We start from the raw sequence: 22,090 nt of genomic DNA on the forward strand, positions 1-22,090 counted from the left end.
TTTTCAGGACGTTATCGCAATCGCAGGCAGAGATTTGGTTTGCGCTTAAACCTAATTGCTGGCTTGCTGAACTACGAACTGGCACATGCCTCCTGATTCATGCAGGAGGTCTATTGTGTTGAATGCCTGTGCTAACCGACCTAACTCATCTTGGCTGCTGTCATCAAGAACCACCTGAAACTCTCCATTGGCAATTCGATTCGTTGCAACAGTGATTTCTTCTAAAGGAGTTGCAATGCGCCGACGTAAAACCCAAAACACAATTGCTACAACAATCATGAGGGAGCCAAAGCCTAGAAACAACGTAAAGCGAGCTAGCGAGATCGCTTTTTCAGCCAAAATTGCTTTGGGTAAAACGGTAACAAAGTACCAATCAGGTCCCTGTAGCGTAGTGACAGCTAAGTAATTGCTCTCGTTCGGATTATCGATGACGACTTGATCGGTTGCTTTATTTGTGACCGCCTCAAAAATACGTTTTAGCTGAGTGTCTCCTGATTCAAGAATTTTAAACTCACCTTTTTGTTGCTGAATTTGCTCCATCAATTGCGGATGAGCAATCAGGCGACCATCTTTTCGAAAAATTAGGTTATAACCGCCTTCAATGTGCGCCTCGATCGTTCGCTTAAATAAATCATTCAGTAATACATCCTGTCCAAGAGTACCGATGATTCTGTCATTAGAGTAGATAGGCGTTACACAAGAAAGAATCCAGATTTTAGCAACCCCATCGATTTGAGCCCCCGACCAAACCGTTTCTCTGGCTGGATTGTGCTTCTGGTCACCAACCCACACATATTCTTCCTTGGATAAGTCAAAGCCAACGGGGGCATCCTGTGCCCATGTTGGATAATCAGGCCAGTAAATAACAGCAATATTCTCTGGCATATTCAGGTAGAGATCCGGAAAGCGATTATGCCAGGGTGGACCATAGGCATTGATTAAATCGTAGGACGTTACTACGCGACGGCGAATGTCATCATTGATTAGAACTGGCTTATCAATGAACACGCCTGCTTGCCGTTTGCCATCGAACAAGTTGGGGCGATTGCGGGTTGCCCCATCGGGAAAACGCACAAATAGCTGATCGAAGCGAGCTTTTACGCCTTCGCTATCAGTATTTTCCAAGCGTCGTAGCCACTCCTCCTTAAAGATGGCATGGTTATCTTCTGCCATTAAAAAGATACTTTGTTCTCGTTGACCTCGCTCTATTACATGACTCTTGAGTTGGTCTAACGTCTGCGACTTGAGAGTAGAAACAATCTGAAAGTAGCTAATCGCTGTTGAGCCAACAATAACAGCCGTAACACTAAACGCAATTTGAATAAGTGTTCGACGAGCAAGTGATTTTTTCGTTTTAGCTTGAGAAGATAAGGATTTTTGACTCTGAGAGCCTTGTTTTGTAGGAGAATGAAAGTCAAACATTTATAGTTTTAAGTTAACAGTTATGTTTCAGCTTAATTAAGCTGCCCACAAACTATCTAAACTTAGTAAGAATCCTTACAATTTGAAATAATACTGAGAGTTGTGCTAATACTGAGTAAGCGGCACCTGAGACTGTAAATTAATTTGTGAAGCGGTCAAAATTAACTCAAATATTAGAAGGTCGCCTATGCCTCGCCGTCGTCGCGAAGATAGGCATTGCATAACAGAGGGCGTACATGCAGCATAAGGAGTGCTCCGCTGCTCAGCGTGCGATCGCAACTTCCATCGAGAGCATCGGCCCCACCCCTGTTTAGGGAACCCGCCCACCCCTCGCTGCTGTAAACAACGAGTACCACTCTTCCCGCGTCAAAGCGACTTCATCGGCTAAAGCGCACGCTGCAATCCGTTCTGGTTTAGTTGACCCCACAATCGGTTGAATGCCCGCAGGATGGCGCAACAGCCAAGCGAGAACAATGGCCTCACGACTTGTCTGCTTTGCTTCAGCCAACTGACCCACCAGTGGAGCCATCTTGCTCAACGCCAGATCGGCTTCTGCGTTGGGTTTGAAAAGCTTGCCCCCTGCTAGCGGTCCCCAAGCCTGTATCAAGATGTTGTGGCTGCGGCAGTAGTCCAGCGTTCCGGTTGCCAAGGCCGAGCTGACGCCAGACATGTTTGCAACAATGCCCTCGTCAATCAAATACGAGTGCAACAGGCTTAGCTCCACCTGATTGATCAGCAGCGGTTGCCCCACGCTCTTTTGCAATAGCTCAATCTGCCCCGCTGTATGATTACTGACCCCGAAGTAGCGCACCTTGCCCGCCGTCTGCAACGCATCAAAGGCTCGTGCGACTTCCTCGGTTTCTACCAGCGGATCGGGGCGATGCAGCAGCAGAATATCGAGGTAGTCGGTTTGCAGTCTTTGCAAACTGCCTTCCACTGACGCGACGATGTGCTCATAGCTAAAGTCGTAGCGCTGGGGGTCGCTTGGCTGAGGATCTCCCGCGAAACGAATACCGCACTTCGACTGAAGCACAATTTGCTCACGCAAACCTGGCGAGGCTTTGAGCACATCACCAAACACCTGCTCTGACTTGCCCCGCGTGTAAATATCTGCATGGTCAAACAGGGTAATGTCTGTTTCCAGAGCTGCCTGAATAGCCCGATATGCACTTTCCCTCACATCTGTAGAAAGCGGTGTATCATCCCAAGTGCCGCCAATATTCATGCAGCCATAGGCAACTCGCGAAACGCTCAAATTCGTGCCCGGCAGCGTGTAGGTATGCATTAGCGTCTGAAGCTAGAGGGAGCGGTGAACAGGTCAACCTGTCTCCATCCTAATCCTACTGACCGTCACAGCATCTGCCCATCGATTTCTGTTCCTAAGTTTCCATTTACCCACCGCTAGCTGCCTTTCATTCTCAATAAATTGTCTAAATCCGGTCGGTGGGTCATGGGCTGGTTCTGTGCTTTGCTGTAAATACCTAACTACACACTTCTGAGGAACACTCTTAAGTCAAGACTAAACAACTGAGAAAAGCATCTTGATACTCAGAACCAGCGAGAGAACGGCGAATATCTTCTTCAAATGAGTCTCAGGTAAACGATGAGAGTAGCGAGCACCATAGGGAGCTGCAATCGAACTTGCGATCGCGATTACCAAAAATGCTGGCACATAGATAAAGCCAATCGTATAGGGAACGCTCAATGTTTGAGACCAGCCAGTCATTATGTACCCAACAGTACCTGCGATCGCAATGGGAAATCCAATTGCAGATGAAGTACCAATCGCCTTTTTCATCTCCATATTCTGATAGCTGAGGTAAGTGATTGTTAAAAAACCACCCCCCACCGCAGCAAGAGCGGATACCGATCCAATGCCTGTTCCCGCTAGCAATAAGCCACGTAACTTAGTCGGCTTTCCGCTGGCTTTCGGTTGCCAATTCAGAAACATCTGACCCGCCACCAGAGCCATAAACAGCGCAAAGAATATAGCGATGTAAGCTGAGTTGACCTTGGCGGCGATGCGGGTAATCAGAAAGGCACCCACCACAATGCCGGGTGCCATCCCGTAAACCACCTTCCACAATACAGTTCCTTGAGCAGCATGGGCGCGAATACTTGCGATTGAAGAAATGATCGTGCAAGCCAATGTTGTTCCTAACGCCAAATGAACGACGTTATCTGCACTGATACCCTGGTTACTAAAAATGGATACTAGCAGGGGAACGAGTATTCCACCGCCACCAACCCCCAGTAAGCCTGCCATAAAACCGACAAAGAAACCCAACAAGATGTACAACAACATCCATTCAATACTCAGCATATCAACCTAACTTTTTAGAATCTTTTGAGCAACCAAATCCTCTCAATTGCTGCAACTTTTCCCTTTAATCCACCAGTGATTTCCCTGCTTTCAACAGAGTTCAATTGATAAGCAGACGCATAATGGTGTTTTACTTCTGCTTCACCGACTGAGAATGGAGGGCCATCCATGAGTTGTTGATTGTATTCGTAAGAAATCAGCAACTGCGGTGCCGCGTGGGTGATTTCCATCAAGTGTGACGTATATTGATGACGCCTATTTTCAGGCATTGCAACCAACGCTGCGCGGTCATATACCGCGTCAACCGGCCCAAGAACTTCAGCAGACACATCAAAAATATCGCCAACAAATATGTCGATATCCTTGGCGGAGTAGTGGGTTAATTTACCAACTCTGGAGATTTTTGGCTTGACTCCCAGGTCGTTAAACAATTCGTTAATTGCAAGTTCGCTTAACTCTGCACCAACCACTCGATGACCACAATTAAGCAACCATGCAAGATCGCGCGTCTTGCCACACAACGGTAGAAATACACGACCGCCCTTCGCCACATTTAATTTTTCAAAATGTTCGACAAGGAATGGGTTTTCCTCACTTTGGTGAAAACCAATATCTCCCGCTTCCCATTTTTGCTGCCAAAAACTTGCTTCCATATCAACGCCTCCATTGCTCAAGGTATCCATCATCTGCCACAAACCGATCGCGTCAGCCTTGTGCTTATTTGTGTTTGAATATACGATACAACTTCAAGTTGACTTGAAGTCAAGCAGTCGTTGCACCAAGAAAATCATGGATATCACTGAGGTCTCAAAGGCTTCTGGATTACCGACCTCAACGCTACGATTTTATGAGGAAAAAGGACTGATCCAGTCGAACGGCAGAAATGGCTTACGGAGGCTCTTTGATGCCAGTGTCATAGGACGGCTCGCTTTGATTTCCTTGGGGCGCAACGCCGGTTTCTCCCTCGATGAGATTCGTGAAATGTTTACGCCTGAAGTCCCTGAAATCAATAGAATGCTGCTCTTAGCAAAGGCAGATGAGTTGGATAAAAAGATTAAAGAACTGACTGCGATGCGCGATGGTCTCCGCCACGCGGCAGCTTGCACTGCGCCCAACCATTTTGAATGTCCAAAATTCTTGCGGCTCCTGCATATTGCTGGTAAAAATCGTTTTAGGCAACCCAATAAATTGAAGGACAATAAGCTTTAAGCAAGAGGCTCAGAAAAAGTAATGCAAACGATATTAAATGCTTTTAGAAATGCTTAACCTAGCCCTTCACAATACGTTCAGTTAGACAATTTAGTTTAATAACGGCCTAAATGCTTGCTGGCTAACGGCAAAAGTGAGCGACGGTAGATCCAAGTGAAACTAAGCATGAGATCCTTTACACTATCCGCTTCATTAAAGTGTTAGCTTGCTGTCGTCTAAACCTTATTCAAGCCAGCGAAAAGCGCGACGCAATTCAGCAGTACCGTTATTCTCATACCAACGACCGTGGGATAGGATAACTTTTTCAGGGTTCCACTGAAGTATTCGCTGTAAGCAGCTACGTGCCTGTTCCTTTTTCCCGAGAAATGTCATTCGCAAATCCAATGGGAGTTTTCCATCCGGATCGGCAACACCCCCTAATTTAAGTAGCCAATGCAACTGCTGACTTACTTTATTTAGTTCAAAGTTTTCGATGAGATCGGCAAGGATGAGAGTGGCACTCTTGCGGTGGAAAAAGACGACTTCTTCCATAAATCGACCGCCACGAAAGATTAATTGGTCTAGGTCTGCTACCCACTCACGTGGTGGTTCATCTTCCAAGTCAGCATCAAAATCCACGGCAATTTTCTGCTGCGTGGCGCGATCGCGAACACCTGGAGATGCCCATGCTACAGCTTCTGGATAAGCGCTAGCCCAAGCACCGATATGGGCGTAATGGATTTTGTTGGGCGAAATGAGGTGGCGCAGTGAACCGAGGGAGTCAATTTGAGCTTTCAGTTCTGGAGTCAATTCTGTTGGTGAATGGCACCATAGGTCACCAGTGTTCAGTCGCACAATCGTCATTCGGGTTGGGAAGGGCACCTTTGCTCCATACATTGCCATCTGCACGATGGAACCATCTACGATCCAAATATCTTCGTCAACCTGTTTCAGAAGGTTGATTGGTTCATAAAGTGCGATCGCGTCGTTGCTCATAGCTATGAAAGGAAGGTAAAGGCTTGCTGCTCTAGCGTGGGGTATAAAAGTAGGCTAGCAGTGCCCATCACCTACCGCAAGTAACCTCTGCATCAAACCGATTATCTGTTGGTAGGCAGTGTGCCTGGGCGTTGTTAGCTTGGTCTTCCTTGCTAAAGCACTCGCGGTTTTATAATTGAGTGATGCAAAAGCTTACGATTACCCAACCTGACGACTGGCATCTACATCTACGTGACGGTGCAGCGCTGAAAGCGGTTCTGCCCCACACGGTGCGTCAGTTTGCCCGCGCTATCATCATGCCAAACTTGAAGCCCCCAGTACGCTCGGTAGCTGATGCTGCGGCTTATCGCGATCGCATCCTCGCAGCGATTCCGGCTGGCAAACAGTTTGAGCCACTGATGACGCTCTACCTCACCGACAACACCAGCCCCGAAGAAATTATCCGGGCTAAAGAATCCCAGTTTGTCAAAGCGGTAAAGTACTACCCAGCCGGTGCCACGACCAACTCAGACTTCGGGGTGACGGACATTCGTCAGTGCGATCGCGTTTTTGAAGCGATGCAGCAGGTAGACCTGCCTTTATTACTGCACGGGGAAGTGACGGATCAAGATGTTGATATGTTCGATCGCGAGAAAGCGTTTATCGAGCAACATTTGATCCCTCTCAAGCAGCGATTTCCCAACCTGCGCGTGGTGCTTGAACACGTTACCACCTCAGATGCTGTGCAGTATGTCCTGTCTGCCAACAATATCGCTGCAACGATTACGCCACAACATCTATTGTTTAACCGCAATATCCTATTTCAAGGTGGCATTCGCCCCCATTTCTATTGCCTGCCAATTTTGAAGCGCGAGGAGCATCGCTTGGCGCTTTTGCAAGCAGCAACCTCTGGTAATCCTAAGTTTTTTCTGGGCACCGATAGCGCTCCCCATCCCCGCAATGGCAAAGAAAGTTCCTGTGGCTGTGCGGGTTGCTATTCGGCTCTGCATGCTATGGAGTTATATGCAGAAGCTTTTGAGAGCGTTGATGCACTCGATAAACTTGAAGCTTTCGCTAGCTTCTATGGGCCAGATTTTTATCAACTCCCGCGCAATACCGAACAGATTACCTTGACCAGAACGACCTGGCGCGTTCCCGATGAATTGCCATTTACTGAATCTGGACTTGTGCCTTTACGGGCAGGTCAGGAGATGACGTGGCAAATGCTTGACGCTAGCATAGCTGAGGCTAATTGATTTAGGCAATCGTGTTATAGACACGCTATTCCTTAGGTTCGGAGCTGATGGGTAAAGGTAAGATAGGTACTGTGTCGAGAGGGAAATTGCGATCGCATGATTGCGCTGTGCAAGGAAGGTGAAACCCTGCTCGCATGAAAAACTGCCAGACTGAGAATAGGATGAATTTCTGAGGTTCCCTGTGAAGCTAGAGAACATATTATTCCCCGTAGGAATCCTGGTAGTAGTTGCGATCGCATTTTTCGCCTACAGTGCTACCGCCGCTCCCTTGCCAGAAGGATTTCCACCTCCAACACCAGAAGGGCAAATTGAAGTCAAACAATATCCCGCATACCGTTCTGCCACAGTTCGCTATTCAGGAGAACTCTCAATGGCAGCTAATAGAGCTTTTGACCCTCTCTATCGCCACATCAGCTCTAACAATATCTCCATGACGGCTCCGGTAGAAACCCGTTATCCAGTTAACACCCTAGAAGCCAGTGAGATGGGCGCATCCAATGAACGGGGTGAAGCGCTTGTTTCATTCCTCTACCGCAGCACTGACATCTACCCTTCTGAGATTGCACAAAACATTCAGGTAGAAGACATCGCACCCATGACAGTCGTCAGCCTTGGGCTAAAAGGCAGTTACGATTACTCTAGCTACCAAAAGAACATAGAGCGGTTACGAGAGTGGTTAGCGCAGCACCCGGAGTGGACTGTCGTCGGCTCACCTCGCCGCTTCTTCTACGATGCTCCCTATGTCCCCGAACCTGTTAAGCGCAGTGAAATCCAAATTCCGATTCGTCGGGTAGATGGCTAGCGAAAAGCAACGACTTCATAGTGTTCCACTGTTGGGAACGGGTCATAGAAGTGATGCAACAAGGAACGCCACTGTTGGTACTCTGGCGATTGTCGAAACCCAATGGTGTGATCTTCTAACGTCTGCCAGCGCACAAGTAGAATATAGCGGTTCGTGGTTTCTAAGCAACGTTGGAGTTCATGAGAAATATACCCTGGCATGGACGAAATGATGCTTGAGGCTGTTTTAAAAGCAGTTTCAAACTCATTAACCATACTGGGTTTAACATCAAGGATGGCAACCTCTAGTATCATGGGCTGGATGTTTTTATCACGGATACTATCGTACAAGGTGCTATCAAGTAGCGGCGGCTTTCACAGCATCGCTTTCTCTTCAGTAAGATTGGTGCAGTCGAGAGTGTATGAACGATACTCAATACATCATCAGTCCACTGAAGTGGACTTAAGCTATTAGCTAGGGGTTTGAACCTCTGGCGGGTGATGCAACGGGTGCAAGATGTCAGCCTAACCTAAACAGGTGGATGAACCGGATAGTCGGGTTGCGACTGGAAATGTTCTTCTATTGCTGCCATCACGGCTAAAACAATATCTTCACGCCAGTGACGCGCTGCAACTTGTACGCCCACAGGTAACCCAACACTCCCTTGTTCTACTTTGGAAGCTGTTTGCTCACTTAACTGTGTACTAGGTAAGCGATCGCTTTCTTCACCCGGACGCACCCGCGTGACGGATACCACGCCTGCGGGCATACCCAGTAAATTGTACGGGATAGTATAAGTCGCATCTTGGAGTAAATAATTACTACTGCCATGAGTCAGTGCTGGCAGAGCGCAAACTGGAGAGAGTATCGCATCCAATTGTTTAGCTTCCATTGCTGCCATAAAAGCTGCACGGTAGCGGTTACGTTCATCAATCGTTTGCCAATATTCGCTGACGGATACTTCGCCCATATAAGGGGAAAGCTTAGCGATGAGCGACTGACCCATCAATCCAGAAATTGCGGCAATAACTCTGAGTAAAGGTTTTGGCAGAGAAGCTGTTTGAATGGTCTGATTAATTTGTGGATGCCGTTTGCTGTTACCTAACTGCCTTTTCGAGGTTACTAAGCCATCTGCACCATAGAGTTGGAGGTATAACTGTAAAGCTTTAAGCAAGTCTGGAGGTGTCCACTCTTCGACGATCGCACCACGTTTTTCAAGCGAAACAGCAGCTTCTCTCACCGCACGTCGCACGGCAGGGGAAGGAGTAATGATGCCATTGTCAGTGAAAAAAGCGATTCGCAAATTCTCCACTTTGACATCAGACGGTTCGCGCCAAGGTACGGGTGGAATACTGGGGTCAAACGCTTCCTGTCCCGGTACCGCCAGAACTTTCATCGCCAGGTTCAAGTCAGCGACAGTCCGTGCCATTGGGCCGGGTTGTGCCAGTATCGCTTCTTGACCGGGTAACAGGGGTATGTGACCGACCATCGATAACCTATTCGATGTGGGTTTCAGGCTGGAAATCCCACAGGCATGAGCAGGCATCCGAACGCTGCCGCCAATATCACTCCCCAAGCCAAAACACGAACCCAAAGCCGCGATAATCGCCGCCTCACCACCACTGCTTCCCCCTGGAGAGCGTTCCGGATTCCAGGGATTCACGGTGCGACCGTAGATGGGGTTATCCGATTCGTTAGATGCTAGCAACTGGGGGACATTGGTTTTGCCTAAAATAATCGCTCCTGCCTGTTGCAGTCTTTTGACCAGTGGCGCATCCTGCTTTGCCGTTTGGCTGAGAGCAGAAATTCCCATGTTGGAGACAGTTCCCGCTACATCAAAGGACTCCTTGATAGTGATGGGAACTCCGTGTAATAGTCCCAGTGTTTCTCCCCTAGAACGAGCTTCATCAGCAGCTTTTGCTTGCGATCGCGCTTGCTCAAATAGAGGGATAATAACAGCATTTAAGCGAGGATTAACCTCTTCAATGCGTTGAATGTGCGCCTCAACGACTTCACTAGCAGAAAGTTCTCCAGCCGCAATTTTTTGAGTAATTTCTGTGGCGCTACTGCCAACAATAGCGGAAGGAATTTTAACGGTATCCATTTGCCGCTCACCTTGTAACTCTACATTACTCAGAATTACCTTTCTAATCCAGAGCGTCTTGTAGATTCGTCCAATTTGTTGTACGTTCTTGCTATCCTTGTCGGATATGTCTGGGAGTCACGCCTAGCAGACGTTTCAAGTGACGGTTGAGATGGCTTTGGTTGGCAAAACCAACGCTGTAGGCTACCTCTGCAATACTGAGTTCTCCGTTTAGGAGTAATTCTTTAGCCCGTTCGACTCGACGGCGAATCACATATTGATGCGGAGTCAAGCCCGTTGATTGTTTAAACAAGCGAGTGAAATAATGGGGACTCATCTGCACGATTTTCGCCAGTTCCGCTAAACCTAAATCTCGGTCGAGATGCCCATTAATGTAGTCAATGACTTGCCGCAATTGGTGTTTGGAAAGACCGCCATTATAGTCACGTAGAATAGGTTGGCGTGCTGAGTAGTTTTGTAACAGGTGAACCGCTAGAGCATTAGCCATCGTCTCAGCGTAGAGACGACTCCCTTGAGGATTGTTTTCTAACACTTGCTTAAGTGCCAGCCCAATTTGCAGAACTAGCCCGTCAGATATGGCGAACTGAGGCAATAGCTCAACGTTAGAAGATTCAGCCGATTCGTCAATAGCACGAGCGAAAACATCAGAAGCAATAGCCATAACGATAAAGTCATGTTCTGCATTCCAACAAGAACGATGACTAACTTGGGCAGGAGTAATGACTATATCCCCTTCAACGACTTGCTCATGCCGAATTTTTCCGTCTAGGGTTCGCCGTGCCTGAATTGGAGCATCGGTTTTTGGGAAAATGAGAAGACCATGCCAAAAGGGACTGCAAACTTCAGGAGATTCAAAGGCGGGTGTGCGGAAATGTCCCAGGAAAATGCCATTCCAACCCGCATGAAGACTGGTGAGAATTGGCGAGCGATCGCAGATTTGGATGAGATCGTCTTCGTTAGCGATCGCTCTAGGTTTGGCTTCTGGCATGGGGTGAACTCATCCCTACATGCCTAGTGTATCAATATCGATCGCCTAGTTCATCGACACAAAAAGCCGCAGGCGCACAAAGATTCCATCAGAAAGATGGAGCAGCTTCTGCAATACAACTAGGAATTCATGAGAGCCAAACCGAAGGCTCCCAATCGCTCTGCGCCTTCTGAAGGCGTGGAGGATCGAGAGTTGTTGTGGATGTGGTTGCACGCCAAAAGCGATCGCACTCACCCAATACGAAACAAGTGCGATCGCTAGAGATTAAAGGAGGCAGTCTAACAGCTAGCCAGATTTTCTCTAGGCTACGGCTTGCTGAGAACTTTCTTGGAGCATTTGGGCGATCGCATCAGCGGGGACAGGACGGCTAAAGTAGAACCCCTGACCTTCTTCACACCCCCGTCTTTGCAAGTAGTCAAGCTGTTCTTGGGTTTCTATGCCTTCTGCTGTAATGTTCAACCGCAGGCTCTTTGCGAGGGCAATGATGGCATCGGTTACGGCGGCGCTATCAGGATTAGATGTCACATCCTGCACAAATGACCGATCGATCTTGAGCATGGTAACGGGAAAGCGCTTCAAGTAGTTCAGAGAGGAATAGCCGGTGCCAAAATCATCCAAAGCCAGCAAGATACCCAGGTTTCGTAATTGATCTAAAGTGTTAACAGATCGCTGAACGTCCCCCATGAGGAGGCTTTCAGTCACTTCCAGTTCTAGGTAAGATGCTTTTAACCCGGTTTCCTCAAGGGTTTGGTTGACGACTTCGACTAGATTTGGTTGTTCAAACTGTCGAGCTGACAGATTTACCGATATCCGAATTGGAGGGAATCCGGCAAGCTGCCAAGCACGAGTTTGGGCGCAAGCAGTTCGCAAAACCCATTCCCCAATTTGCACGATCGAACCATTTGCTTCTGCAATGGGAATAAACTTAGCTGGAGAAACCAACCCTAGCGTCGGGTGCTGCCAGCGAACCAGGGCTTCCATTGCCGTGATTTTTCTGGTATGCAAATCAATCAAGGGTTGGTAATAAACCACCATTTCGTTGCGCTCAACCGCTCCATGTAATTCATTTTCTAATACCAGTCGTTCCTGCAACTGAGCATTCACTTCTGGCGAATAGAACTGATATTGGCTACGTCCTTGTTGTTTCGCCTGATATAGCGCCAGACGAGCCTTTTGCAACAGTTTATCCACACCATTACGATCTTCTAGGTCATTAATCGCGATACCAATACTGGCGGTAATCCGAATCGAGTTTCCCTCTAAAAAGAAGGGTTTTGCCAGCGTACTTACTAGCAACTGGGATAGCTTGATCGCGCTCTCAAAGCAGGGAATTTCCGTTAGCGCGATCGCAAATTCATCTCCACTCACATGAGCCAGAATCTCTGTTTGACCCATACAGGTTGTCAAACGTTGCGCAACTGCTCTTAACAGCAAATTTAAGGTTTCCCGATCCAATGTATGACTCATATCAGTGAAATCGTCGATACCCAACAAAACCACTGCTACCAGCCGCTGGTCGTTTTCAGATTGGGATACTATCTGATGCAAGCGATCGCAGAATAAATCCCGATTAGGTAATCCAGTCAGTCCATCGTAGTTGCTGATGTAGTGAATTAATTCATCTAACTTATGAAGAGTTTGTGAGGTATCTGCCATTAATGTGCCTGCTTCATCGGCAAATTCTGTAGGCAGTTCGGGTAACTTTTTGGTATTCAAATAGTCTTGTAATGCAGCAGATGTCAAAATGACTGGGGCAAGGAGGTGGCGTAGTGCATACAGAGTAGCTGCTGTACCCACTAAAGTAGCCAACAGAGCAATCACCAGCACTCGCACTGTCATTTCCCAGGAATAAGAGTTTGAAATAACGAAAGTTATCAATAAGGTTAAAAGTGGTACGTGAGTGCCTAAAAATGCCACCAACATAATTTTGGCAGTATAGCTTTTCTTAAGCAGTCCGAACCGAGCTAGAAAGGAGTACAGGGCAAGCTTGCAATTGAGTTTCATAGATGCTGCTCAAGGGTTAAAAGTTTGCAAATTACTTACCAAGTAATATGGCAGAACCATATCTGGTATTTTGGAGATATAGAGGACTACTTCCCTTTCAAATCAACCGATGCAAGGTTAAATTTATAACCTTAAATATGGTATTCACTGAAACAAAATTTTAGATTTTTGATACATCTCACTACACAGTACATTTTTGAAATCATAAATGTTCACCGTATAATCACTGATTTATAAAAAAATTAAGAATAAATAAAGCTTTTATCTCCGAGAAATTAGGGAAAGTGAAAGCGATCGCCAGAGTTTAAGTTACTCAGTGTAATGCTTTGAGCGTGGGACGACCGGGAAAGATTGCGATCGCATATACAGCATTTTTCAGTTAGGTGGAGTAGATGGCGGTTCTAACGTTCGATAGAGGCTTTTTAATTGCTATGCCGCTATAGATGTATGGCACCCAAACGAGAATTGCTATAGATTTCCAGTGACTTCGATGAGGTGGGTAGATGAGGTATTGGCATGGGTGGGTTTCCTCACATCTTGCAACCTGGTGGTTGAAACCGCACAGCGATCGCAAGCACACAAACAAAACCTGGCTACGCAGGTTATAAAATCCTTGATTCTCGGTTAGTCTGCGCTTTTAGGGCTGGAAATGCGATCGCCCCAGAATTCTATTGTGACGGCTTACGGCTTAGTGTTACGGCTTAGTGCATGATGCGATCGCGACTTGAGTGAGGCGTGAGGCGACGGTTATGCAAAGCAGCTTGTCCTTGAGGATTGCAGCTTTTTTCTATCGAATCTTAGTTAATCTTAGTCAGGAGAGACTTTTCTAAATACAGAAGGGTAAATTCTATTGGTTCAGCAATCAGAACTCCAAAACAAGTCATCAATGCAGCCGCTTCAGCGCGTGCTAGGAAGTTTAATCGCCTACCGTTGGATCTCGATAGGGGCGTTGCTCAGTTCCTTGCTTTTAACGGCTGCTTATGCCGTCACTCCCCAACTGTTTCGTTGGGGAATCGATGAAGGGATTGCCCAGCGAAACCTCCAAATTGTGTTTTACAGCGCTGGATGGATGGTCGTTGCTGCGATCGCGCGCGGTTTGTTTAACTTCGGACAAAGTTTTTGGGCAGAAACCGCATCTCAGGGGGTTGCCTACGATCTGCGAAACAAGATTTTCAGCAAGATTCAAAACCTCAGTTTCAGCTATCACGACCAATCCCAGACTTCTCAACTGCTAACTCGCGTCACTAGCGATATTGAGCAAATCCGCACGTTCCTGAGTACGAGCCTGATGCAAGTGATCGGTGCAGTCATAACACTTGTCAGCATTGCCACCATCCTGCTGTTAATGAACTGGCAACTAGCGCTGATTACGCTAACAGTCGTACCCATCTCAGGGTGGTTGTTGGCGCAATTTCTCACCAAAAATAGCCGGTTGTTCGGGCAAGTTCAGGAGCAACTCGGTAATCTGAATACTGTATTGCAAGAGAACCTGCTGGGCGTGCGAGTGGTAAAAGCGTTTGTCCGAGAATCAGCAGAAGCAAAGCGTTACACGACGCTGAATGATGCTTTGATCGTGACCAATATGGAGACCATTCGCGCCATCCGCAACACTTTTCCGTTCATCTTTTTGCTCAGTAACTTGGTGACGGTAGTTGTCATCGGCTATGGGGGTGCAGAGGTCATTGAAAATCGGTTTTCAATTGGAGAATTGGTAGCGTTTAACTCTTACTTGCTGTTGATTCTTCAACCCGTTTTATTAATAGGATTTGCGGCTCCCGCGATCGCGCAAGCGGCAGCATCTGCCGAACGAGTCTATGAAGTGGTGGATGCAGAGATTGAAATTCGCGATCGCCCTGGTGCTGTCCCTTTTGAAACTTGCGGCGGTAGAATTACATTTGAAAATGTCTCGTTCCGCTATCCAGGAGCCACCACAGAAGCCCTGAAAGGCGTTTCCTTTGAAACTAAACCGAAAGAACTCATCGCCATTCTGGGGATGACTGGTTCCGGGAAAAGCACCATTATCAACCTGATTCCGCGCTTCTATGATGTTACGGCGGGGTCAGTTCGCATCGATGGACGAGATGTGCGGGACTTCACCCTAACAAGCTTGCGATCGCATATTGGCATCGTATTTCAGGAAACCACACTGTTCTCTGGCACCATCCGCGAGAATATTGCTTATGCTAAGCCTGATGCAGACTTGGAGCAAGTCATTGAAGTCGCAAAAGCTACGCAAATGCATGACTTTATTACCAGCTTGCCCGATGGTTACGAAACGATTGTTGGAGAACGGGGTGTAGGCTTATCGGGCGGACAAAAGCAACGGATCGCGATCGCTCGCACATTGCTGACAGATTACAGCATTCTCATCCTCGATGACAGCACTTCTGCCGTAGATGCCAGAACCGCTGCCCAGATTCAGGAGGAACTCGATCGCCTGATGCGCCAAAAAGCTTGCACGACCTTTGCGATCGCTCAACGCATTAGTACCGTGCGGAATGCCGATCGGATTTTGTTGATGGATAAAGGACGATTGGTAGCGCAAGGAACCCATGAAGAGTTAATGCAAAATAGTCCCCTTTATGGGGCAATTTTGGAGTCCCAGGTGAAGCGAAAGATTGAAAGTTGAGTAATTTAATCAGAGAAATTTGTTAAAAGAACAGAAAAGTTGACGAAGTGTATCGTTAAGAAGTTAGTTGTAAGGAGTAGTAATGAGAGTCCCAGGTCCCGTTGTCGCATCCGAGCAAAAAGCAACTCACCAACTCTCAACCCTGCGGCGCTTTTTACGATATCTCCGACCCTATCGGAAAGAAATTCCCATTGCCTTAACCTTAGTGGCGATTGGGGCGGCAACGCAATCCATTGGCCCCTTCTTGATTGGTTGGTCTATTGACAATCTGATTACGCGGGGAAATCTGCGGGGATTGTTATTGATGTTGGGGGTACTGGGACTGATCTACATCCTCGGTGTTTGGGCAATTCGAGGACAGATTATGCGCGTGGGTTCGATCGTGCAGCGCGTACTGGCTCAACTGCGGCAAGATATTTTTATCAAAATCCAAAGCCTTCCGATCAGCTTTTTCGATCGCAGCGAAGCGGGTGATTTGATGAGCCGCTTGCTGAATGATGTGAATACAGTGAATCAAGCATTTGGACAGACGATTGCCCAAATGTTGGGCAACACGTTCAGCTTAATTGGCATTATTATTGCCATGCTCTCAATCGATCTGAAACTTGGCTTGCTGAGCAATTTAGCGGTGCCATTGATGATTTTCACGACTGGCTTGTTTTCCCGCTGGGCAAGAGCGAGATTTCGCGTCACGCGGCAGACAATCGGCGATCTTTCCGCCAAGCTAGAAGAAGGTATCAGCAGTGTCCGGGAAGCACAAGCATTCAATCGCATCCAACTCAATATTGAAGAGTTTGATGTTGTCAACGCAGCCAATCGCGATGCGAACGTTGAAGCAGTGGCAATTACGGCTGCATTTTTGCCGTCGATTGATTTTCTCAATACATTAGCTACCGCCGCAGTGCTGGCGTATGGAGGATATCTGGCGGTGACAGGAGCCGCAACCGTGGGGGTGGTGACTTCCTTTTTACTCTACGTTCAGCAGTTCTTTCGCCCTATCCAAATTCTCAGCCAGTTTTACACCCAAGCTCAATCTGCGATGGCAGGTTTGGAGCGGATTTTTCTGCTATTAGATGAACCTTCGCAATTGAATGATGCCCCTAATGCGACTGAGATGCCGCCTATTCAGGGTGAGGTGCGATTTGAAGCGGTGACATTTGGCTATACCCCTACTCAACTCGTACTCAAAGGGGTGAATCTGCACGCTCAACCGGGACAGATGATTGCATTAGTTGGACCAACTGGAGCGGGTAAAAGTACGATTATTAACTTAATTCTGCGCTTCTACGATGTGTCTGGCGGCGCAGTTAAAATTGATGGGATTGATGTGCGGAGCGTGACGCAGGCGAGTTTGCGCCGTCAAATTGGCATTGTTTTACAAGACAATATTTTGTTCAGCGGTACAGTTGCAGAAAATATTGCTTTCGGGTGTCCTCACGCAACGCAAGCCGATATTGAAGCAGCGGCGCAATTAGCCAATGTGCATGAATTTATCATTTCCTTGCCGCAAGGATACGCGACTCAATTGGGAGAACGGGGTGCGCCTCTGAGCCAAGGACAGCGACAGCTGGTAAGTATTGCGCGTGCTGTATTAATCAACCCCCGAATTTTGATTCTGGATGAAGCTACCAGTAGTATTGATACTCGCACAGAAGCGCTGGTGCAGGATGCGATCGCGCGTCTTCTCCAAAGTCGCACCAGCTTTGTGATTGCCCACCGCCTCAGTACAGTGACGCAAGCCGATCAAGTGTTAGTGATTCAGCAAGGACAAATTGTGGAACGAGGTACTCACGCAGAACTTATCGCTCAACAAGGTGTCTATGCCAATCTCTATGCGCTGCAACTGGGGGCAAATTCTACTCAATAGGGCGGTGCAAGGATACTGGTTAAAACTTAGCGCGATCGCACTCTGCTCAATTACCGCCGATAACCAAAGAACCTGCTGTGAAAGTCGATACTACACCATTTCCTCTAGTTCTTTACCCTTGGTTTCTTTGATCAGCAGCAGCACGAAGAACAAGGAAATCGCCGCAGCAGTTGCATACAAGCCATAGGCAAAGCCTAAACCCACATCCTTGAGAGGGGGAAAGGTCGTGGACACCGCAAAGTTGGCAATCCACTGAGCCGCAGCAGCGACGGATAGTGCCGCCCCGCGAATCCGATTGTTAAACATCTCCCCTAGCATCACCCAAACGACGGGTCCCCAAGAGAAGCCGAAGCAGAAGACGTAGAGGTTAGCAGCTAGCAAGGCAATGATGCCAGAGTTTCCGGTTAGGGAGGGGTTCCCGGCGGCATCTAGGGGCGCACTGCCAAAGGTTGCCGCCAGCGTTCCCAGAGTCAGCGTCATGCCCAGAGAACCCAGGATCAGCAGAGGTTTGCGTCCAAACTTGTCCACGAAAGCGATCGCGACTAGCGTTGTCACAATATTGGTGATACTGGTAATCACCGTAATCCACAGCGAATCCTTCTCGGAAAAGCCTACCGCCTGCCACAGCACGCTGCTGTAGTAGAAAATCACGTTAATCCCTACCAACTGTTGCAGAACAGATAACCCAATACCAACCCAGACTATCGTGAGTAAGCCATGCCTACCCATGAGATCGGACAGTTGAGGTTTGCGTTCCCGCAATACCGTCTGCCGAATCTCCTGTACTTTAGCCTCAACATCTCCACCCAAAACCTTTGCCAAAACCGAAGCCGCTTCTGCGTCCCGTCCTTGAGCGACCAAGTAGCGGGGTGATTCTGGAATCCGCAGTGCGCCTACTGCATAGGCAATGGCAGCTGGGATCTCAGTCCAGAACATCCAACGCCAAGCCGGGACTCCAAACCAGAAGGGCGCTTCGGCGGAACCAGCAGCAACAGCGATGAAGTAGTCGCACAGCAAGGCAATGAATATCCCGGTAACGATCGCAAGTTGCTGGAGAGAACCGAGTCGTCCGCGCAGGTGTGCAGGGGAAACTTCGGCAATGTAGGCGGGGGCGATAACGCTCGCAGCACCAACTGCTACCCCGCCCACCAATCGCCAAACCATGAAATCCCAAATAGTAAAGGCAATACCGGAACCTACGGCGCTGATCAAAAACAGAATAGATGCGACGATCATCGTTTTTACCCGCCCGTAACGATCGGCGATCTGTCCGGCAAAGAAGGCTCCCACCGCCGAACCCAAAAGTGCGGAGGAAACAGCGAATCCCGTTGCCACACTACCGGCTTGAAAATCTTTTCCTAAAGCGGCTACCGCACCATTAATTACGGCAGTATCAAAACCAAATAAAAAGCCGCCAATCGCAGCTACCAGCGCCAGCATCAGCACATAGGATGTGCTGGCTTTAGGCATAACAGGTTTGTTGTGAATAGTCATTTGTTAATCCCTAAGTCAAACGCAAATGCAAAGCTAAATTGATTTCGATTTGCTCATCCATACAAACTTTGAAACGCAAAGCCTGCCAAGCGATAGCCAGCAACCTATCGTGGTAGCTTTCTATCGCTTGGCGATTACCTCCAGTACGTTGCGCGATCGCTTATGTACTACGGCAATTTCTACTTTTGTGAACTCCGGAGACAACGATCGGATTGTTCTCCTGGTTCAGCTTCGATAGCTAGTCTGTGTTCAATGTGAGAAATGGGATAAACCGGGTTATCAGAAAGATGTAAATTTATTTCTCACCATGAGAACATTGTTTGATCCTACCTTCTGACTAGCATCAATCTTTAGGATTAAACCTACGAAAACGTAAGAAACTGTAAGATTTAGCGAATAAACTTAACATAACTACCTGATTAAGAGTAAATATCCCAAAATATAGGAGCGTCAGGTTGTAAATAGTATTTAAGAGCGATCGCAAGGAGAGTTATCTAGAAGCAAATTGACAGACTACACGACCTGTGAAAACACATTCATGTACCGGATGCGATCGCAAGTGTCACCGAATCAAATTTCTCTTCACCATCAGTCCGTTCACCAGTGCGTTTTGCGGTAACATTAAGCACTCCCTAGCTTTCTGATAGATCGTTAATTTCAGTTTCATTTCATCCCTACTCGCTCCAAAATCCGTTTGCTGGGCTGAAGGGTGTTCCTCCACCTTACGCCAGTATCCCAAGTTTAATTAATAACTTTTTTCAGTGAAGCTTACACAAAAATACGGTAAATCTTGCGTAAAGCTACGCTTTCACTGACAAATTTGAGGTATTTTTTGTCTAACAGATACAAGTCTACATCTATGGGAGGAGCCTTATGAAAATTAAAACTTTTACATTTAAACCATTCATGAAGCTACTGAACCTGTCAGCTTTAATCACTTTAAGTACCGCTGCCATTTTAGACCTTGGAGCTTCTGGAGCAGATGCTGCCTTATTAATTGGTAATACTAAAACCAACAATGTAGTGCGTTATGACGATAAGACAGGAAAGTTTTTGGGTGATTTTATTGCCCCTGGTAGTGGTGGCTTATCTAACCCAGATGATTTAGTATTTGGTCCTGATGGAAATCTCTATATCAGCAGTGGTAGTAGTTCTACAGGACAGATATTGCGCTACAACGGCAAGACAGGTGCATTTATCGATGTATTTGCTTCAGGGGGAAATCTAACTCGTCCCTATGGGATAGTATTTGGACCTGATGGCTATCTTTACGTGAGTAGCTTTCTTACAGACACAATTCTGCGTTATAACGCTACAACAGGTGCATTCGTAGATGTATTTGCTTCAGGAAATGGCTTACCTGGTGGTTTAAACGGCCCAAATGATTTGTTGTTTACACCTGATGGTAAATTGCTCGTTTCTACTCAGGGTAGCGTTGCCATTCCTGGTGATGCTAACGCAGATGGCATCATTTCACCTGGAGAGTTTGTTCCTGACTTTAGCCAGGGACTTCCCAGCCAGATATTGAGTTATGACATTAAAACGAAACAATCTACTGTTTTAGTAGATTCAGCTACTCCACTTGCCAACAGTTTCAACTTCGTCAGCTTTTTGGGTTTAGCACTCAGCCCTAAGGGAGATTTGTTCGCGACTGACTTTGCTAATGGACTTCGGGCTTATGACATTAATTCAGGAGCATTAAAAGCGACCATTCCAACTGACTATACTTCAATCCCTGGAGGTTTTAGCAATAACTTTATTGGCAATCTGACTTTCATTGGAAATACCCTCTTTACTGTTGGTTTTGACTTTACCAAAAACGATTATGGAGCGATTCTACGATATGACAGCGTAACAGACAATGCTCAACCTTCGGCAGGTAATCAAGGTGCAGTCTTTGTCTCAACTAAGAGTAATCTTCAGCGTCCAATTGGAATTACATCGATTACGTCTGTACCAGAACCAACAGCTACGATAAGTTTCTTTGCATTTGGTACATTCTGCGCGATCTTTCTCCGGAAGTCCAATCGAAAGGAACGCTGGTTGCACGCAGAAGATACAGTGTGACAGAAGAGCGTTAAGCTGTTTCGAGCATCGGGGATTCTACTTTCATCCCCAAATTGAAAGCTTGCAGGATAAAGACTACCGGGGAATGCAAAAGATCCATCCCAGCAGTCGCCTACCCTACAAGAAACCGAAGGGGGGATGACTGACAGTACAACAGAAAGCCTACAATCGCCAACTAGCTCGTGAACGGCTGGTAATTGAGCACGTCAATCGCTGCTGGAAGATTTTCAGAATTTTGGCTGAACGTTACCGCAATCGGCGCAGACGCTTTGGATTACGGTGCAATCTCATTGCTGCTTTGTACAATTATGAGCGTTCTCAACGGGCTGCTTAGGTTAATTTGCAAGAGGTCTAATGTTTATGTGTTGATTTTTCTCATTTTCCTCGCCTTGGCAACCTTTACTACAAACCTAATTTGCAAGAGGTTTCTTGTCGGTGTCCATATTGGCGATCGTTCCGAAACAGGAGCCAAAGCCTTATGGCAATCGTTGCTCCTGGTTGATCGGCAATGTGCAATCTGCTTGCCCAAAAGTCGGGGCAGCTTATGCGGCTGTGCTGCCGAGCAAGCCGCATCGGGCAGTCAGTCAGGAAAGTGGTCTGACCAATCGGATTGAACGATTCAATTGCACCTTACGTTAAAGAGTCTCTCGACTGGTACGAAAAACGTTGTCGTTTTCGAAGAAGTTGGACAATCACATTGGAACCATCTGTACTTTACTCATCACTACAATGCATCCTTACCTGTTTAGGACTACCCAAGAGTTCAAAGTGTATTACTTCTATAGCTCAAACTTATATTCCGCTCCCTTAAGTAGCACACTGCTTACGGGCAACACAATGATTGAGATTGCAGGCGATCTCATCACCATTAGTTATCAATAGAAGCTACTTTACGACAATACACGCTGAGAATAGCTGCTTTGGTCATGCAGCTATTCTCAGCGTGTATTGACACTTTGTTTTACATCGTTTACTGTAAACATTATTCGGTG

The 22,090-nt window shown here is 47.2% G+C and carries 18 protein-coding genes and 3 pseudogenes; 11 read left to right on the top strand and 10 right to left on the bottom strand.

Annotated features, from left to right (window positions below):
- Window positions 1–96: pseudogene (locus H6F52_RS25460) on the top strand (IS5/IS1182 family transposase); the annotation flags it as partial.
- Here H6F52_RS25460 and H6F52_RS10890 read toward each other — a convergent pair.
- From H6F52_RS10890 to tmpT, 4 genes are all read right to left on the bottom strand, one after another.
- The gene (locus H6F52_RS10890; RefSeq protein WP_190534527.1) at window positions 52–1,422 is read right to left on the bottom strand and encodes a cache domain-containing protein; all 1,371 of its coding nucleotides are present in this window, start codon (window positions 1,420–1,422) and stop codon (window positions 52–54) included. The pseudogene H6F52_RS25460 and the gene H6F52_RS10890 overlap by 45 nt on opposite strands.
- A gap of 310 nt (window positions 1,423–1,732) precedes the next feature.
- Window positions 1,733–2,707 carry an aldo/keto reductase gene (locus H6F52_RS10895; RefSeq protein ID WP_190534530.1) on the bottom strand — a complete coding sequence of 325 codons (975 nt, stop codon included), beginning with the start codon at window positions 2,705–2,707 and terminating at the stop codon, window positions 1,733–1,735.
- A gap of 234 nt (window positions 2,708–2,941) precedes the next feature.
- Complete coding sequence (locus tag H6F52_RS10900; protein ID WP_190534533.1) at window positions 2,942–3,745, bottom strand: sulfite exporter TauE/SafE family protein; 804 nt, start codon at window positions 3,743–3,745, stop codon at window positions 2,942–2,944.
- A 14-nt stretch (window positions 3,746–3,759) separates the two neighbouring features.
- On the bottom strand, window positions 3,760–4,398 hold the full coding sequence (gene tmpT / locus H6F52_RS10905; protein WP_190412410.1) for a thiopurine S-methyltransferase: 639 nt from the start codon (window positions 4,396–4,398) through the stop codon (window positions 3,760–3,762).
- 136 nt (window positions 4,399–4,534) lie between these two features.
- Here tmpT and H6F52_RS10910 point away from each other — a divergent pair, with 136 nt between their 5' ends.
- Window positions 4,535–4,954, top strand: a complete 420-nt coding sequence (locus H6F52_RS10910; protein ID WP_190534536.1) for a helix-turn-helix domain-containing protein — start codon at window positions 4,535–4,537, stop codon at window positions 4,952–4,954.
- A 222-nt stretch (window positions 4,955–5,176) separates the two neighbouring features.
- Here the strand turns inward: H6F52_RS10910 and H6F52_RS10915 are convergent, their stop codons facing one another.
- On the bottom strand, window positions 5,177–5,929 hold the full coding sequence (locus H6F52_RS10915) for a DUF4336 domain-containing protein (protein WP_190534539.1): 753 nt from the start codon (window positions 5,927–5,929) through the stop codon (window positions 5,177–5,179).
- A gap of 182 nt (window positions 5,930–6,111) precedes the next feature.
- Here H6F52_RS10915 and pyrC point away from each other — a divergent pair, with 182 nt between their 5' ends.
- Together pyrC and H6F52_RS10925 are read left to right on the top strand one after the other, a co-directional pair.
- Window positions 6,112–7,164 carry a dihydroorotase gene (pyrC, locus tag H6F52_RS10920; protein ID WP_190534542.1) on the top strand — a complete coding sequence of 351 codons (1,053 nt, stop codon included), beginning with the start codon at window positions 6,112–6,114 and terminating at the stop codon, window positions 7,162–7,164.
- 181 nt (window positions 7,165–7,345) lie between these two features.
- Window positions 7,346–7,966 (top strand): heme-binding protein, encoded by a 621-nt coding sequence (locus tag H6F52_RS10925; protein ID WP_190534545.1) that lies wholly within the window; start codon window positions 7,346–7,348, stop codon window positions 7,964–7,966.
- On the opposite strand, the gene H6F52_RS10930 is transcribed toward H6F52_RS10925, so the two are convergent.
- The 3 genes from H6F52_RS10930 to H6F52_RS10940 all read right to left on the bottom strand — a co-directional run bounded on the left by H6F52_RS10930 (window position 7,963) and on the right by H6F52_RS10940 (window position 11,037).
- Window positions 7,963–8,259 (bottom strand): antibiotic biosynthesis monooxygenase, encoded by a 297-nt coding sequence (locus H6F52_RS10930; protein WP_190534548.1) that lies wholly within the window; start codon window positions 8,257–8,259, stop codon window positions 7,963–7,965. The genes H6F52_RS10925 and H6F52_RS10930 overlap by 4 nt on opposite strands.
- 215 nt (window positions 8,260–8,474) lie before the next feature.
- Window positions 8,475–10,049: an amidase gene (locus tag H6F52_RS10935; RefSeq protein ID WP_190534551.1), complete on the bottom strand. Its 1,575-nt coding sequence runs from the start codon at window positions 10,047–10,049 to the stop codon at window positions 8,475–8,477.
- Window positions 10,050–10,140: 91 nt separating this feature from the next.
- On the bottom strand, window positions 10,141–11,037 hold the full coding sequence (locus H6F52_RS10940; RefSeq protein WP_190534554.1) for an AraC family transcriptional regulator: 897 nt from the start codon (window positions 11,035–11,037) through the stop codon (window positions 10,141–10,143).
- A gap of 129 nt (window positions 11,038–11,166) precedes the next feature.
- Here H6F52_RS10940 and H6F52_RS26095 point away from each other — a divergent pair, with 129 nt between their 5' ends.
- A complete protein-coding gene (locus tag H6F52_RS26095) occupies window positions 11,167–11,298 on the top strand; it encodes a hypothetical protein (protein WP_277877551.1) in 132 nt (43 codons plus the stop codon).
- Window positions 11,299–11,337: 39 nt separating this feature from the next.
- On the opposite strand, the gene H6F52_RS10945 is transcribed toward H6F52_RS26095, so the two are convergent.
- Window positions 11,338–13,041 (bottom strand): bifunctional diguanylate cyclase/phosphodiesterase, encoded by a 1,704-nt coding sequence (locus H6F52_RS10945; RefSeq protein WP_190534557.1) that lies wholly within the window; start codon window positions 13,039–13,041, stop codon window positions 11,338–11,340.
- An 886-nt stretch (window positions 13,042–13,927) separates the two neighbouring features.
- Here H6F52_RS10945 and H6F52_RS10950 point away from each other — a divergent pair.
- Together H6F52_RS10950 and H6F52_RS10955 are read left to right on the top strand one after the other, a co-directional pair.
- Window positions 13,928–15,670 carry an ABC transporter ATP-binding protein gene (locus H6F52_RS10950; RefSeq protein WP_190534560.1) on the top strand — a complete coding sequence of 581 codons (1,743 nt, stop codon included), beginning with the start codon at window positions 13,928–13,930 and terminating at the stop codon, window positions 15,668–15,670.
- A gap of 82 nt (window positions 15,671–15,752) precedes the next feature.
- Window positions 15,753–17,537, top strand: coding sequence for an ABC transporter ATP-binding protein (locus H6F52_RS10955; protein ID WP_190432910.1), 1,785 nt, complete (start codon window positions 15,753–15,755; stop codon window positions 17,535–17,537).
- A gap of 90 nt (window positions 17,538–17,627) precedes the next feature.
- Here H6F52_RS10955 and H6F52_RS10960 read toward each other — a convergent pair whose 3' ends face one another.
- The gene (locus H6F52_RS10960) at window positions 17,628–19,031 is read right to left on the bottom strand and encodes a sugar porter family MFS transporter (RefSeq protein WP_190534562.1); all 1,404 of its coding nucleotides are present in this window, start codon (window positions 19,029–19,031) and stop codon (window positions 17,628–17,630) included.
- Window positions 19,032–19,140: 109 nt separating this feature from the next.
- Between H6F52_RS10960 and H6F52_RS26100 the strand changes: the two genes are divergently transcribed.
- The 4 genes and pseudogenes from H6F52_RS26100 to H6F52_RS10975 form a co-directional block, all read left to right on the top strand.
- Window positions 19,141–19,269 (top strand): hypothetical protein, encoded by a 129-nt coding sequence (locus H6F52_RS26100; RefSeq protein ID WP_277881936.1) that lies wholly within the window; start codon window positions 19,141–19,143, stop codon window positions 19,267–19,269.
- A gap of 635 nt (window positions 19,270–19,904) precedes the next feature.
- Entirely contained in the window at window positions 19,905–21,098 is a 1,194-nt protein-coding gene (locus H6F52_RS10965) for a PEP-CTERM sorting domain-containing protein (protein WP_190534565.1), read from the top strand.
- Between the two features lie 154 nt (window positions 21,099–21,252).
- Window positions 21,253–21,432: pseudogene (locus H6F52_RS25230) on the top strand (transposase family protein); the annotation flags it as partial.
- Between the two features lie 236 nt (window positions 21,433–21,668).
- Window positions 21,669–21,847: pseudogene (locus tag H6F52_RS10975) on the top strand (IS1 family transposase); the annotation flags it as partial.
- Window positions 21,848–22,090: the final 243 nt, after the last annotated feature.

Source organism: Coleofasciculus sp. FACHB-542, from assembly GCF_014695825.1.
Lineage (GTDB): Bacteria > Cyanobacteriota > Cyanobacteriia > Cyanobacteriales > FACHB-T130 > FACHB-T130.